This window comes from Streptomyces sp. NPDC026673 (assembly GCF_040638135.1).
Taxonomy (GTDB): Bacteria; Actinomycetota; Actinomycetes; order Streptomycetales; family Streptomycetaceae; genus Actinacidiphila.
Window position 1 is genome coordinate 16,822 of the sequence record NZ_JBEZXR010000053.1, and the last position, 12,631, is coordinate 29,452.

At 73.9% G+C, this 12,631-nt stretch carries 10 protein-coding genes; 4 read left to right on the forward strand and 6 right to left on the reverse strand.

Features of this window, described 5'->3' with window-relative positions; genetic code table 11:
- Window positions 1-60: 60 nt before the first annotated feature.
- Genes AB0F62_RS29310 through AB0F62_RS29330 form a run of 5 tightly spaced genes read right to left on the reverse strand, consistent with a single transcriptional unit; the run spans window position 61 to window position 4,997 of the window.
- A complete protein-coding gene (locus AB0F62_RS29310; protein WP_361805658.1) occupies window positions 61-1,431 on the reverse strand; it encodes an MFS transporter in 1,371 nt (456 codons plus the stop codon).
- Window positions 1,428-2,048, reverse strand: coding sequence for a TetR/AcrR family transcriptional regulator (locus AB0F62_RS29315; RefSeq protein ID WP_361805661.1), 621 nt, complete (start codon window positions 2,046-2,048; stop codon window positions 1,428-1,430). Before AB0F62_RS29315 ends, AB0F62_RS29310 begins: the two co-directional genes overlap by 4 nt.
- A gap of 34 nt (window positions 2,049-2,082) precedes the next feature.
- Window positions 2,083-3,255: a CaiB/BaiF CoA-transferase family protein gene (locus AB0F62_RS29320; protein WP_361805664.1), complete on the reverse strand. Its 1,173-nt coding sequence runs from the start codon at window positions 3,253-3,255 to the stop codon at window positions 2,083-2,085.
- Window positions 3,256-3,291: 36 nt separating this feature from the next.
- Window positions 3,292-4,242 (reverse strand): ornithine cyclodeaminase family protein, encoded by a 951-nt coding sequence (locus AB0F62_RS29325; RefSeq protein WP_361805667.1) that lies wholly within the window; start codon window positions 4,240-4,242, stop codon window positions 3,292-3,294.
- Window positions 4,239-4,997: an IclR family transcriptional regulator gene (locus AB0F62_RS29330; protein ID WP_361805670.1), complete on the reverse strand. Its 759-nt coding sequence runs from the start codon at window positions 4,995-4,997 to the stop codon at window positions 4,239-4,241. Before AB0F62_RS29330 ends, AB0F62_RS29325 begins: the two co-directional genes overlap by 4 nt.
- Window positions 4,998-5,116: 119 nt before the next feature.
- Here AB0F62_RS29330 and AB0F62_RS29335 point away from each other — a divergent pair, with 119 nt between their 5' ends.
- The 4 genes from AB0F62_RS29335 to AB0F62_RS29350 all read left to right on the forward strand — a co-directional run bounded on the left by AB0F62_RS29335 (window position 5,117) and on the right by AB0F62_RS29350 (window position 11,029).
- Complete coding sequence (locus AB0F62_RS29335; RefSeq protein WP_361805673.1) at window positions 5,117-6,427, forward strand: amidohydrolase family protein; 1,311 nt, start codon at window positions 5,117-5,119, stop codon at window positions 6,425-6,427.
- Between the two features lie 11 nt (window positions 6,428-6,438).
- Complete coding sequence (locus AB0F62_RS29340; RefSeq protein ID WP_361805676.1) at window positions 6,439-7,491, forward strand: membrane dipeptidase; 1,053 nt, start codon at window positions 6,439-6,441, stop codon at window positions 7,489-7,491.
- 371 nt (window positions 7,492-7,862) lie between these two features.
- On the forward strand, window positions 7,863-10,016 hold the full coding sequence (gene helR, locus AB0F62_RS29345; RefSeq protein WP_361805679.1) for an RNA polymerase recycling motor ATPase HelR: 2,154 nt from the start codon (window positions 7,863-7,865) through the stop codon (window positions 10,014-10,016).
- Window positions 10,017-10,318: 302 nt separating this feature from the next.
- On the forward strand, window positions 10,319-11,029 hold the full coding sequence (locus AB0F62_RS29350; RefSeq protein WP_361805682.1) for a hemerythrin domain-containing protein: 711 nt from the start codon (window positions 10,319-10,321) through the stop codon (window positions 11,027-11,029).
- A gap of 128 nt (window positions 11,030-11,157) precedes the next feature.
- Here AB0F62_RS29350 and AB0F62_RS29355 read toward each other — a convergent pair whose 3' ends face one another.
- Window positions 11,158-12,582 (reverse strand): hypothetical protein, encoded by a 1,425-nt coding sequence (locus AB0F62_RS29355; RefSeq protein ID WP_361805685.1) that lies wholly within the window; start codon window positions 12,580-12,582, stop codon window positions 11,158-11,160.
- Between the last annotated feature and the right edge of the window lie 49 nt (window positions 12,583-12,631).

Consider the following 12,631-nt stretch of genomic DNA (forward strand, 5'->3'; position numbering starts at 1 on the left):
CGCGAGGCGCGCGCACGCCCGGGTCCGGGGAGCCGGCGCGTCCCGGTGTGCGAGGAGGCGTCAGGCCGGACGCGCCCGGCGCGCCGGCACCGGCCGCCGGGGCAGCAGCGACGCCGGGAGCAGGCCGAGGGCGGCGCAGGCGGCGAGGACCGGCAGGGTGCCGGCCATCGTCGTGTCGGTCGCGCCCGCCGTCCCGGTCGCGACCGCGATGCCGAGGGTCGGCCCGACGTTCATCGCCGTCTGCTTCAGACCCCCCACGACCCCCGCGTAGCCGGGCGGCGCGTCGCCCACGACCGAGGCGGTGGCCGTCACCATGACCGTGGCGAAGCCCGCGCCGAGCACGGCGAACGCGGCGGCCATGGCGGCCCACGGAGCGCCCGGCCCGGACCGCGAGAGCAGCAGGATGCCGAGGACGACCAGCAGCGTGCCGGAGAGCGCGGTAGGGCGCGGCCCGTACCGGCGCAGCGCGAGGCCCGCGACGGGCGCGCCGAGCACCATCAGCGCCGTCAGCGGGAGCACCCTCAAGCCGGTGGCCAGCGGGTCCAGGCGCAGCGCGTCCTGGAGGTGGAACGTGGCCCGGAACAGCGTGCCGAACAGCCCCGCGGTCGTGACCAGCAGGATGGCGACGGACGCCTTCACCGGTACCGAACGGGCCACCGCGCGGGGCACGTTCGGGTGCTCCGCGCGCCGCTCGTGGGCGATGAGCAGAGCGAGGGCACCCGCCGCGGCGAGGAGCCCGAGCATGGTCCCGGCGCCCGTCCACCCCCGCTCGGGGACGCCGGCCAGCGCGTGGACGAGGACCGCGAGCGCCGTCGCGAGCAGCGCCGCGCCGGCCACGCCGAACTGCCCCTCACGGTCCTTCCGTTCCGGCCCCGGCACCCGGACGGCGAGCGTGAGCGCGGCGATCGCGAGCGCGACGGGGACGTTGATCCAGAACACCGCGCGCCATCCCAGGTGCGCCACGACGAGGCCGCCGAGGACGGGACCGGCCCCCGCGGCGACCGCGAGCGCGCTCGTCCGGACCGCGATCGGCGTCCCCAGCCGGTCCTCGGGGTACGACAGCCGCAGCAGCGCGAGCGTCGCGGGCTGCAGGAGGGCGCCGAAGACGCCCTGCGCCACCCGCAGGACGATCACCCACCCGACGCTTCCCGCGACGGCGATCCCGGCCGAGGCCGCCCCGAAGCCGAGCACCCCGGCGCGGAGCATGCGCGGATGCCCGTACCGGTCCCCGAGCCGCCCCGACAGGACGAGCAGCGCCGCCACCGCCACCAGGTAACCGGTGCTCGTCCACTGGACCTCGGCCACGCTCGCCCCGAGATCCCGCTGCAGGCTGGGCTGCGCCACGAGGAGGACGCCTCCGTCCAGGGCGACGATCGCGGCCCCGGCGACGCTCGCCGCCAGTGCGAGCCGCTGCCGCAGGGGGGAGATCATCCGGGCACCGGCCCGAGGTGGGCGGACAGGACCGCCGAGACGAGTTGCTCGCGCCGTACGGCCTCGTCCCCCGGTACGTCCGCGCCCAGGACGACCTGGAGGCTGCCCCAGGACCACAGTTGGACGACGCCGTGCAGGTTCGACCAGAGGGCCGCGGCGGTCACGGCGGCGGGCGGCGCGGTTTCGTCCTCCGCCCGGCATCGGGTGACAAGTTCGACGATCCGCCCGAAGAGCGGCAGCGACGTCTCCCGCAGCCGCGGTCCGCCCGCCGCCTGCGGCGCGCCGTCGAGCAGGTCGTGACGGAACATCAGCTCGAACATGCCGCGGTGCTCCAGCGCGTATCCGACGTACGCCCGGGCGGCGGCCTCCAGCTGGGCGCGCGGCGTCGTCGCGTCCGCGGTCGCGGTCACGAACCGCGCCTCGAGATCCTCGAAACCGCGCCGGGCGATCGCGGAGAGCAGGGAGTCGTGCGTGGGGAAGTAGCGGCGCGGCGCTCCGTGTGACACCCCCGCCCGGCGGGCGATCTCCCGCAGCCCGACCAGCGAGGTCCCTCCGGCCAGGACCAGGTCCACACCGGCATCGACCAGTCGCTCCCGCAGGGAGCGGTCATTTGTCATGGGGGAGTGTCTACCAGCGGGGCGTAGACAGTGTCTACGCCTGGAACTCGGCGCGCACCGCGTCCGTGTGCGCGCCCAGGGCCGGCACCGGACCCATCAGGGCCTCCCGCCCATGTACCGTCACCGGCGGCAGCAGTCCGCGCAGCGGGCCGGACGGCGTGCCGAACTCCCGCCAGCGGTCGCGGACTTCGAGCTGCGGATGGACCGCGAACTCCGCGACCGACCGCAGCCGGGCGTTCGCGATCCCGGCGCCGTCCAGGCGCTCCAGGACCTCGTCCGCCGCGAAGGCCGCGAAGTGCTCCTCGAGGATCGCGGTGAGTTCGCCGTCGTGGGCGTGGCGCAGCGGATTGTCCGCGAACCGCGGGTCACGGACCAGTTCGGGCCGCTTCAGCACCTTCTCGCACAGGGCGACCCAGTCGCGGTCGCTCTGCACGCTGACGAAGACCTCGCCGCCGTCGCCCGCCCGGTAGTGGCCGTACGGCGAGATCGACGGATGCCGGGCGCCGCTGCGGATCAGCGGCGCGCTTCCGTACAGTCCGTGGAAGAGCGGCTGGCCCAGCCACTCGCCGAGCGCGTCCAGCATCGCCACGTCGAAGGCGCTGCCCTCGCCGGTGCGCTCGCGCTCGTACAGCGCGGTGAGCACCCCGCTGTACGCGTACATGCCGGCCGCGATGTCGGCGATGGAGATCCCGGCCCGCGCGGGGCTCTCCGGGGTGCCCGTGAGCGACACCAGCCCGGATTCGCACTGCACCAGCAGGTCGAACGCCTTCTTCGCCGCGTAGGGCCCGTGGTCGCCGTAGCCGGAGATGCCGCACCAGATCAGCCGGGGATGCCGTGCGCGCAGCGCCTCCGCACCCAGGCCGAGCCGCTCGGCGGCACCGGGCGCCAGGTTCTGCACGAAGACGTCGGCCTCCGCCAGGACGCGGTCCAGCAGTGCCCGGTCGCCCTCCTCCTTGAGGTCCAGGACCACGCTCTCCTTGCCGCGGTTGCACCAGACGAAGTACGCGGACTCGCCCTTGGCGGCCTTGTCGTACTCCCGCGCGAAGTCGCCGCCTGGCCGTTCGACCTTGATCACCCGCGCGCCGAGGTCCGCCAACTGACGGGTCGCGAACGGCGCGGCGACGGCCTGCTCCAGGGAGACGACGGTGACGCCGTCCAGGGGCTGCCGCTGTGCCCGGTGCTGTGACTGCCGCGGTGACTGCTGCAAGGGTCGCGCTCCTGGTCTGTGTGCGGTCGGGAACGGTCACAGGTCCACGGTCGTGCCCAGTCCCTCCGCGAGAGCGACGGCGTGGACGACGTGGGCGGCGGCCACGTCCAGCGCCGCGTGCCCGGTGGACTTGAAGACGGTCAGCCCGTCACCCTCGCCGCGCCCGGGGTGGTCACCGGCCAGCACGGAGCCGAGCAGGACGACCTCCCGGCCGGGGGGCAGTCCCTGCAGTTCGTGGGCGCCGGCCGGGGGAGGGGAGCCGGCGGCGCCGTGCCACTCGGCGAACAGGGCGGCGTCCCCGACGGTGTCCGCGTCGAGTTCGGGGCCGTGGGAGCCGCCCACCGAGCTGACGTGCGTGCCCGGGGCGAGCCACGAGCGGCGTACGACCGGGCTGGTGGCCCCGGTGCAGCAGAGGACGACATCGGCCCCGCGCACCGCCTCCTCGATGCCGTCCGCCACGCGTGCGCCGGGGTGGCCCGCGGCGGCCTCGCGGGCACGCCGCGGATCGCGGCCGGCGACGACGACCTCGGCGTCCGGGTGGCACTCCGCCAGCAGAGCGAGCTGCGCGCGGGCCTGGGCCCCGGTGCCGACCACGACGTACCGTCGCGCCCCGGGGCGGGCCAGCGCCCGCGCGCCGAGCGTGGCCGACGCGGCGGTGCGCACCGCCGTGAGCGACTCGGCGTCCATCAGGGCCAGCGGGCGCCCGTCGTGCTCGTCGAAGAGCGCGACCATGCCCCGGTGCGCACCGCGCCCGGGCCGCGCCGGATCGCCGAACACCGACACCAGTTTGGCCGCGAGGCCCAGCCCCGGCACGTAGCCGGGCATCGCGCCCAGCAATCCGGACGGGGTGCGTGCCGCGATCCGCGGCGGTGCCGACACCGCGTCGCGGCTGATCGCCACGAGGGCCGTCGCGACCGCGTCGACGACGCGCCGCACGTCGAGCGCGGCGGCGGTACGCGCCCGGTCCAGGACGAGGACGCCGCTCACGCCGTGCCTCCCTGAGGGCCGGTCAGAACGCGTTCGAGCGCGTCCGTGGCGTCGCGCAACGCGCGCTCCAGAGCGGGCAGCCGCGCCTCGTCGAACTCCGCGTCCGGCCCGACGACGGTCAGCGCGCAGACGGGAGCGCCCGGGCCGGGCGCCACGGCGCGGCTGATCGACGCGACCAGCCTCTCGTTGCGCCCGCGTTCGACGGCGACCCCCGTCCGCTCGGTGCGCGCGATGTCCGCCAGCAGCCCGTCGTCCCCGTCGAGCGGGTGCCCGTCGGCCTCGGCGGGCCGCAGGTAGGGGGCCCGGGCCGCCGGGTCGAGTGCCGCGACCAGCGCCAGGGGTCCGGCGAAGCGGTGTACCGGCAGGGCCTCGTCGCGCAGATGGCTGATCACGGCCAGTCGCTCCGGGCGGACGACGTCGATCACCCGGGCCCGGTCGGTCTCCAGGACCTGCAGGTTGACCATCATCCCCGTGACGTCGGACAGCTCCCGCAGCACCGGCCGGGCCAGGGCGGTCAGTGAGTTCCCCGCCGCGGCCGCCGACATCCGCAGCACGGCGGTGCCGGGCAGATAGCGGTCGCCCGCCCGCAGCACCCAGCCCCGGCGCACCAGGTCCAGCAGGATCCGGTAGGCCGTCGCGCGGTGCAGGCCGACCTCGCCGGCGAGATCGGTCAGACGGGCGGGACGGGGCGCGCGGGTGACGGCCTCGACCAGGTCGAGTGCCTTGTCCACCGCGGTACGCGGGGCCTCGGGCATCGCGGCCGATCCTCCTGGTGCTCGGGCGGTACGGGAGTGGCGGTACTGGAGTACAGTACCGACCGTTTCCACCCACGATACAGATGTTACGCAGAGCGCAACAACCAGCTGAGGTGAGCATGGCCGACCAGCCCTCCGGCGCCCCCACCCCCTACGCGGCGCCCACCGCGGGCACGATCGCGGTGTACCGCGGCGCGACGCTGTTCGACGGCACCGGCGGCCCGCCGCGGCCCGCGACCACGATCGTCACCGACGGGCAGACCATCCGGGCGGTCGCTCCCGACGCGGAACTCGCCGGCCGGCTGCCCGACGACGCCGAGGTCCTCGACCTCGACGGACGCTTCGTGATCCCCGGGCTGATCGACACCCACCAGCACCTCGCCACCCCGCCCGACCGCCCCGCGGCCGAGGCGGCACTGCGCCGCCACGTCTACAGCGGCATCACCGCCGTCCGGGACATGGCCGACGACCTGCGGCAGATCGGGGACCTCGCCCGAGCCACCCTCGTCGGCGAGATCCCCGGCCCGGACATCCGCTACGCCGCCCTGATGGCCGGCCCCGGCTTCTTCGACGACCCCCGCACCCACCAGGTCTCCCAGGGCGCCGTGCCCGGCGAAGTGCCCTGGATGCAGGCCGTCACCGCCGCCACCGACCTGCCCCTCGCGGTCGCCATGGCCCGGGGCACGTACGCCGCGGCCATCAAGGTCTACGCGGACCTCGACGCGGACCTGGTCGCCGCCGTCACCGCCGAGGCCCACCGCCAGAACATCCCCGTCTGGGCCCACGCCACCGTCTTCCCCGCGACGCCCGGCCAGGTCGTCGCCGCGGGCGTCGACACCGTCTCCCATGTCACCCTGCTCGCCTTCGAGGGCACCCCCGACGGACTCACCAGCTACAAGAGCAAACCCCCCGTCGACCACGCCCGGTTCGCCGCCGGCGACGACCCGCACCTGGCCGAACTCTTCGCCCTCATGCGCCGGCGCGGCACCGTGCTGGACGCGACCGCCGCCATGTGGGAGAGCGACGAACTGGCCGGCGACGGCCCCGAGGACGCCGCCCGGGCCCGCGCCAACTCCGCACTCGCCGCGGCCGTCACCGCCCAGGCGCACCGGGCGGGCGTGGCCATCTCCACCGGAACCGACTACGAGACCCCTCCCGGGGCGCCCTTCCCCGCCCTCTTCGACGAACTGGCCTTCCTCGTGGAGCGCTGCGGCATCCCGGCCGCCGACGTGCTGCGCTCCGCCACGCTCATCGGGGCCCGTGCCGCGGGTACCGAGGGCAGCATGGGCAGCGTCGAGCCGGGCAAACTGGCCGACTTCGTCGTCCTGGACGAGGATCCGCTGCGCGACATCGGCAACCTGCGCAGCGTCACCGCGACCGTCAAACGCGGACGCCGCTTCGACCGCGCCGAGTTCGAGGAGGGCCGATAAACCCCACCCCCATGATCATCAACGCGCTGGGGCAGCTCGACAACCCCAACGCCCCGGCGTCCGCCGAGGCGGCGGCGCACCTCAACCCCTCCAGCGACCAGCTCACGGTCGACGCCCGGGCCCTGGCCGACGCCCGCGCCTCCGGCCTCACCGCCGTCAACATCACCCTCGGCTACACGATGGGCGACCTGCCGCCCTACGAGCACACCCTGCGCGAGATCGAGATCTGGGACGCCATCATCGGCGACCACCCGGACGACCTCACCAAGGTCCGCACCGTCGCCGACATCCACCGGGCGCACGCCGACGGCCGCATCGGCGTCATCTACGGCTTCCAGAACGCCGTAGCCGTCGGCGACGATCCCGGCCGCGTCTCCACCTTCGCCGAAGCGGGCGTCCGCGTCGTGCAGTTGACGTACAACCAGGCCAATCACATCGGCGACGGCTCGATGGCCCCCGCCAACCGCGGCCTGACAACCTTCGGCCACGAGGTCGTCGAGGCCCTGGGCGCGCACCACCTGATGGTCGACCTCTCCCACAGCGGCGAACGCACCTGCCTGGAGGCCGCCAAGACCTCCCGCCTGCCGGTCTCGATCAACCACACCGGCTGCCGCGCCCTCGCCGACCTCCCGCGCAACAAGACCGACGAGGAACTGCGGCTGGTCGCCTCCCGCGGCGGCTTCGTGGGCATCTACTTCATGCCCTTCCTCAACCCGTCCGGTCACGCCCGGGCCGCCGACGTCGTCGAGCACATCGACCACGCGATCGACGTCTGCGGCGAGGACCACGTCGGCATCGGCACCGACGGCACCATCACCCCCATCGACGATCTCGACGCCTACCGCACCGCCCTCGCCGAGCACGTGGCGCGGCGCCGTGAGGCGGGCGTCGGAGCGGCGGGGGAGCGGGCCGACACCTACCCCTTCGTCGTCGACCTGCGCGGAGTGGACCAGTTCCGGGAGTTGATCCGCCTCCTGGAACGCCGCGGCTACCGCTCGGAGCGCATAGAGAAGATCCTCGGCCGCAACTTCCTGGACTACGCCGCCCGCGTCTGGGCGGCCTGACCCCGCTCAGCGGCGGCTCGCGGCCCGCACGGCCGACCGGAGTCGGCGGCGGCGCCCGGGCACGGGTCCGTCTACGGCGCACAGAAAAGGCAAGGGAGAAACCCCGTCCCTTGCCACTCTCAACTTATAGCGCACCGGGGGGCTTGCGGCAAGGCCCGGGTCATGGCGCAGAATCGCCGACCGAAGCCGGAACCTGGGTAAACGGGGGATTCGCAAGGTGTGTTCTGTGGTGTCGGTGCACGAGTCGTTCGGTGACGTCGAGGCGGTGGCGGAGCGCAGGCCGCGGTGGCGGGTGCCCGCCGCCGATAGGCGGGTGTGCGTGCCACCGGACCCTGCCGGAGCGAGCCCGGACCCGGATCGGAGCCGCTGACATGAACCACCCCCTGACCGCCGGCGCGTTCGCCCTCCCCGACCGTCTGTCCGCCAAGGCCGACCCGACGCTGATCGCCGATGACGAGCGGCACTTCGCGGCCATCGCGGAGAGCCTCGCCCAGGCGATCGCCGAACTGTCAGACAGCCTCGACGCCGAGCGCAGGGCGCCGGGCGGCATCGGCAGGCAGGCGATGGACAGGGACGCCGAGATCCACCGGCTGACCGGTCGGCTGAACGCCCTGCGCCGCTTCGGGCTGGACCTGTGCCTCGGACGCATCGTCGGCGCCGAGGACCCGGAGCCCGTCTACATCGGACGGCTCGGCCTCACCGACAGTTCGGGACGCCGGCTCCTGCTCGACTGGCGCTCCCCGGCGGCCGAGCCGTTCTTCGCGGCGACCCACGCCCACCCGATGGGACTGGTCAGCCGCCGCAGGTACCGCTGGACCGGCGGTCGCGTCGCCGACTACTGGGACGAGGTGTTCACCGCCGACGGGCTCGAAGGGAACGCCGCGCTCGACGACCAATCCGCCTTCGTCGCGAGCCTCGGCGGCAGCCGGTCGGCCCGGATGCGAGACGTGCTCGCGACCATCCAGGCCGACCAGGACGCCGTCATCCGGGCGGGCTCCCGGGGCGCCCTCGTCGTCGACGGCGGTCCGGGTACGGGCAAGACCGTCGTCGCCCTGCACCGCTCGGCCTATCTGCTCTACGCCGATCCCCGCCTCGGCCATCGCAGGGGCGGCGTGCTGTTCGTCGGCCCGCACCAGCCGTACCTGGCCTACGTCGCCGACGTCCTCCCCAGCCTCGGGGAGGAGGGGGTGCGCACCTGCACCCTGCGGGACCTGGTCGCCGAGGGAGCCGGGGCCGGGATCGAGCCCGACCCGGACGTCGCCCGCCTGAAGGCGTCGGCGCGCATGGTGAAGGCGATCGAGACGGCCGTCGGCATCTACGAGGAGCCGCCCACCACGGGGATGACGGTCACCACCGACTGGTCCGACATCCGGCTGAGCCCCGGCGACTGGGCCGAGGCGTTCGCGGCACCGGGGCCGGGTACGCCGCACAACGAGGCGCGCGAGCAGATCTGGGACGAACTGGCCGCGATCCTGCTGGACAGGCTCGGCGACGAGGACATCCCGCCCGACCTGTTCCGCAGGTCGCTGATGCGCGACGAGGAACTGGTCACGACCCTTCATCGCGCGTGGCCGCTGCTCGAAGCGGCCGACATCGTCGGGGACCTGTGGTCGGTCCCCGCCTACCTGCGGCTGTGCGCCCCCTGGCTCGGCCCCGACGACGTCCGGAAGCTGCGCCGCGAGGACGCCCGGGCCTGGACGGTGTCCGACCTGCCGCTGCTGGACGCGGCACGGCAGCGGCTCGGCGACCCGCGGGCGGCACGGCGCAGGCGCCGGCACGACGCCGCGCTCGCCGCGGAACGCGAGCGCATGGCCGACGTCATCGACAACGTGCTCGCGGCCGACGACGACGGTGAGGGCGCGGTGACGATGCTGCGCGGGCGGGATTTGCAGGACAGCCTGATCGACCGGACCGCTCTGCCCGGCGCGGACTCCGACCCCCTCGCCGGGCCGTTCGCGCACATCGTCGTGGACGAGGCCCAGGAACTGACGGACGCGGAGTGGCAGATGCTGCTGCTCCGCTGCCCGTCCCGGAGTTTCACCGTCGTCGGGGACCGCGCCCAGGCCAGGCACGGGTTCACCGAGTCGTGGGCGGAACGTCTCGAGAGGGTCGGGCTCGACCGGGTCACCGTGGCCTCGCTGAGCATCAACTACCGGACGCCGGAGGAGGTCATGGCGGAGGCCGAGCCGGCCATCCGGGCCGTGCTCCCGGACGCCAACGTGCCGACCTCGGTCCGCGCCGGCGGCGTCCCCGTCGTACACGGATCCGTCTCGGAGCTGCACCGGATCCTGGACGCGTGGCTCGCCGCGAACGAGGACGGAATCGCCTGTGTCATCGGCGATCCCGCGTTCCGGGCGACCTCGCGCGTCCGGTCGCTGACCCCGGAACTGTCGAAGGGGCTCGAGTTCGACCTGGTCGTCCTCGTCGACCCGGAGGCGTTCGGGGAGGGTGTCGAAGGCGCGGTCGACCGCTATGTGGCGATGACCCGGGCGACACGGCAGCTCGTCATCCTGACGGGTCCGTGACAGGTCCGTGACGGGTTCCCGACCGGTGCTGACCTTGTCCGGAGGTGCGGCGGGCGAGGGCGCGGCCTTCGCCCGCCGATGAGGAGGGCCGCCGCCGGAGGGGCCGCCGCGGGCCCCCGCGGCCCGCGGCCCGCGCGCCGCGCCCCGGGGACACGATGGGGTCGCGGGGGAGCCGGGTTGACATTCCCACCGCCTCGACGATGTACTTGACGAGGCAAGTATCGGACTTCCGTGGGCGGCCTGACCCGCCTCCGCCGGGTTCCGAGTCCGTTCGTGATGCGCGTTTTCACCGGGAAGAGCTGATGAGCACCGACCACGCCGTGCCGATGGCCAACGTCAAGGAGATGTACGTCGTCCACACGATGTTCCGCCGAGAGTTCGGTCTGACGCCCGGACTGGTCCGCGGCGTCGCCGAGGGGGACCTCGCGCGCACGCGGATCGTGGCCGAGCACATCGACATCATGCTCGCGGCCCTGACCTCCCACCACGAGGGCGAGGACATCGGGCTGTGGCCCCGGCTCCTGGAGCGCGTCAGCGCTGAACTGGCCCCGCTGGTACACGTGATGGAGGAGCAGCACGAGCAGCTCCACGCCGCCTGCGACGACCTGGCCGAGGCGGTGCGCTCCTGGCGCGCCACCGGCTCCGCCGCGCGGGGCGAGGAGGTGGCCGCGATCGCCGACCGGCTCAACCGCATCGCGTTCGAGCACATGCGGCTCGAGGAGGAGACGATCCTCCCGCTGGCCGCGCAGCACGTCACCGCGGCGGAGTGGGCCGAACTCGGCGGCCACGGCATCTCCGTGACGCCCAAGGACCGGCTGGCCCTGCAGTTCGGCATGACCCTCTACGAGGGCGATCCCGAGGTGATGAAGGGGCTGCTGAAGGGCGCCCCGCTGCGCGTCCGGGTGCTCATGCCGATGAAGTGCCGCCGCCGGTACCGTGCCTACGCCAGAAGGCTGCACGGCACGGCGACCCCGCCCCGGGCGGAAGCGCCGGCCGGGCGCCGGCACGGCTGACCGCCGTCCCGGCGGAGGCGGAACGGCGGAGCCGGCGCGCGGCCCCGGGTGCGCCGAACCGTCCCCGGCGGAGGCGCGCGGCACCCCGATCCTCTGCGGAGGCCGAGGGTGCCGCCGCGGTCCGGGACCTACGGTTCGACCGCGAACACCACGTCTCGCTGGGTGACGTGCGGACGGTCCGCGACCACGCTGAGCACCCATGTCCCCGGGCCGGTGACCAGTTCTCCGCGCAGCTCTCCCGGTTCCCCCGGCGACAGAGCCGTCCACTGCGCCGGCGCCGGATCGTCGCTCCGGTGGAGTGCGACGCGAACCGTGCGGCCTCGTTCCACGCCGGTCGCCCGTACCTCGAAAGGCTCGCCCGCCACGGCGAAGTCCGGCGCGACGATGCCGAATTCGTCGTCGGCCGCCAGGGTCTCGCGTGAGGACTTCCCGTGGAGAATGGCCGAGAGCTGGTATCCGATGGCGTCCGAGCTGGTCAGATTGGCGTGCCGGTGGCCGTTCCAGATGGCCTCGTCCATGCCGCGCAGTGCCCAACGCGCGAACGCCGACTCCTCCGGGACGGTGCCGTCGCCGGTCCACGGTTCCTCGTCGTCCAGCGTGAGCGGGAATTCGAGCTTCCCGGGGGAGACCACGACGCCGTGCACGGTGGGATGGGCCCTCCCTCCGAGGCAGTACATCCGGTAGGGGAGTTCGCCGTCGGCACTGTCGCGGCGGTTCTTCCAGGCCGCTTCCTCGAACTCGCGGTGGAACTCGAAGGCGTCGGTCACCGTTGCGGAGGGGAGCCCCACGTCGATGTCGGTCAGATATTCGTGGTGGCCCTCGGGGAACTCGGGGCGCCGGACGGCCGCGTAGACCGGCAGGAGCTGTCCCATCGACGGGAAGCTCCGGCAGAGCGTCGCCAGCTGCTCGTTGACCTTCTTGGCCAGGGTCCCGGCCACCGCCCGGCGCACCACCCCCCACTCCTCGATGGGCACACCATGGCCGGTCAGGAAGCGGACGGCCTTCGCGGCGCCGCGGTGCGGTGTGCCCAGCGTCACCAGCGAGCGGGCGGTGTCCCGCCCGCCGAGGCACTCCAGGTAGTACCGCGCGATGAGCCCGCCCATGGAGTGGCAGAGCAGGATCACCTTCGGCTCGTCCTGGGCACGCGGGTGGAAGCGCCCGACAACGCTCCGCCACCGGCTCAGTTCCCTCTCGACGCGGACCTTGAGGTCCCGGGCCGTGAGGCGGTTGGACAGGCGCCAGTCGTAGGTGAAGACGGCGCACTGCTCGGGCACCAGCTCGGTGAGCACGTCCCTGACGTCCGGATAGCCGAGATGCGACAGCAGCCCCGGCAGGGCCTCCGGCGACTTCACCAGCTCGTCCGCGTCGACCGCCCACGGTGCGTCCGGCCGTTCGTCACCGATTCCGTCGGGCAGTCTCAGACGCTCCACGGCCTTGCCGAACGGCAGCGCGCCGAGCAGTGCCTGCCGTGACTGGTTCCAGAGGTCGTTGCCGTCCCGGGTGAGGCGGGTGCCCATGATTCCCGGGACGAAGACCACCAAGTCGTGCCTCAACCACTTGCTCCTTCACGTCGCTTGCCGGATACGAACGGGCCGGATCCCC

Excerpts from the sequence above, each read along its gene's own strand:
- AB0F62_RS29310 (WP_361805658.1), bottom strand. The coding sequence starts at position 1,431 with ATGATCTCCCCCCTGCGGCAGCGGCTCGCACTGGCGGCGAGCGTCGCC.
- AB0F62_RS29315 (WP_361805661.1), bottom strand. The coding sequence starts at position 2,048 with ATGACAAATGACCGCTCCCTGCGGGAGCGACTGGTCGATGCCGGTGTG.
- AB0F62_RS29330 (WP_361805670.1), bottom strand. The coding sequence starts at position 4,997 with ATGCCCGAGGCCCCGCGTACCGCGGTGGACAAGGCACTCGACCTGGTC.
- AB0F62_RS29335 (WP_361805673.1), top strand. The coding sequence starts at position 5,117 with ATGGCCGACCAGCCCTCCGGCGCCCCCACCCCCTACGCGGCGCCCACC.
- AB0F62_RS29340 (WP_361805676.1), top strand. The coding sequence starts at position 6,439 with ATGATCATCAACGCGCTGGGGCAGCTCGACAACCCCAACGCCCCGGCG.
- helR (WP_361805679.1), top strand. The coding sequence starts at position 7,863 with ATGAACCACCCCCTGACCGCCGGCGCGTTCGCCCTCCCCGACCGTCTG.
- AB0F62_RS29350 (WP_361805682.1), top strand. The coding sequence starts at position 10,319 with ATGAGCACCGACCACGCCGTGCCGATGGCCAACGTCAAGGAGATGTAC.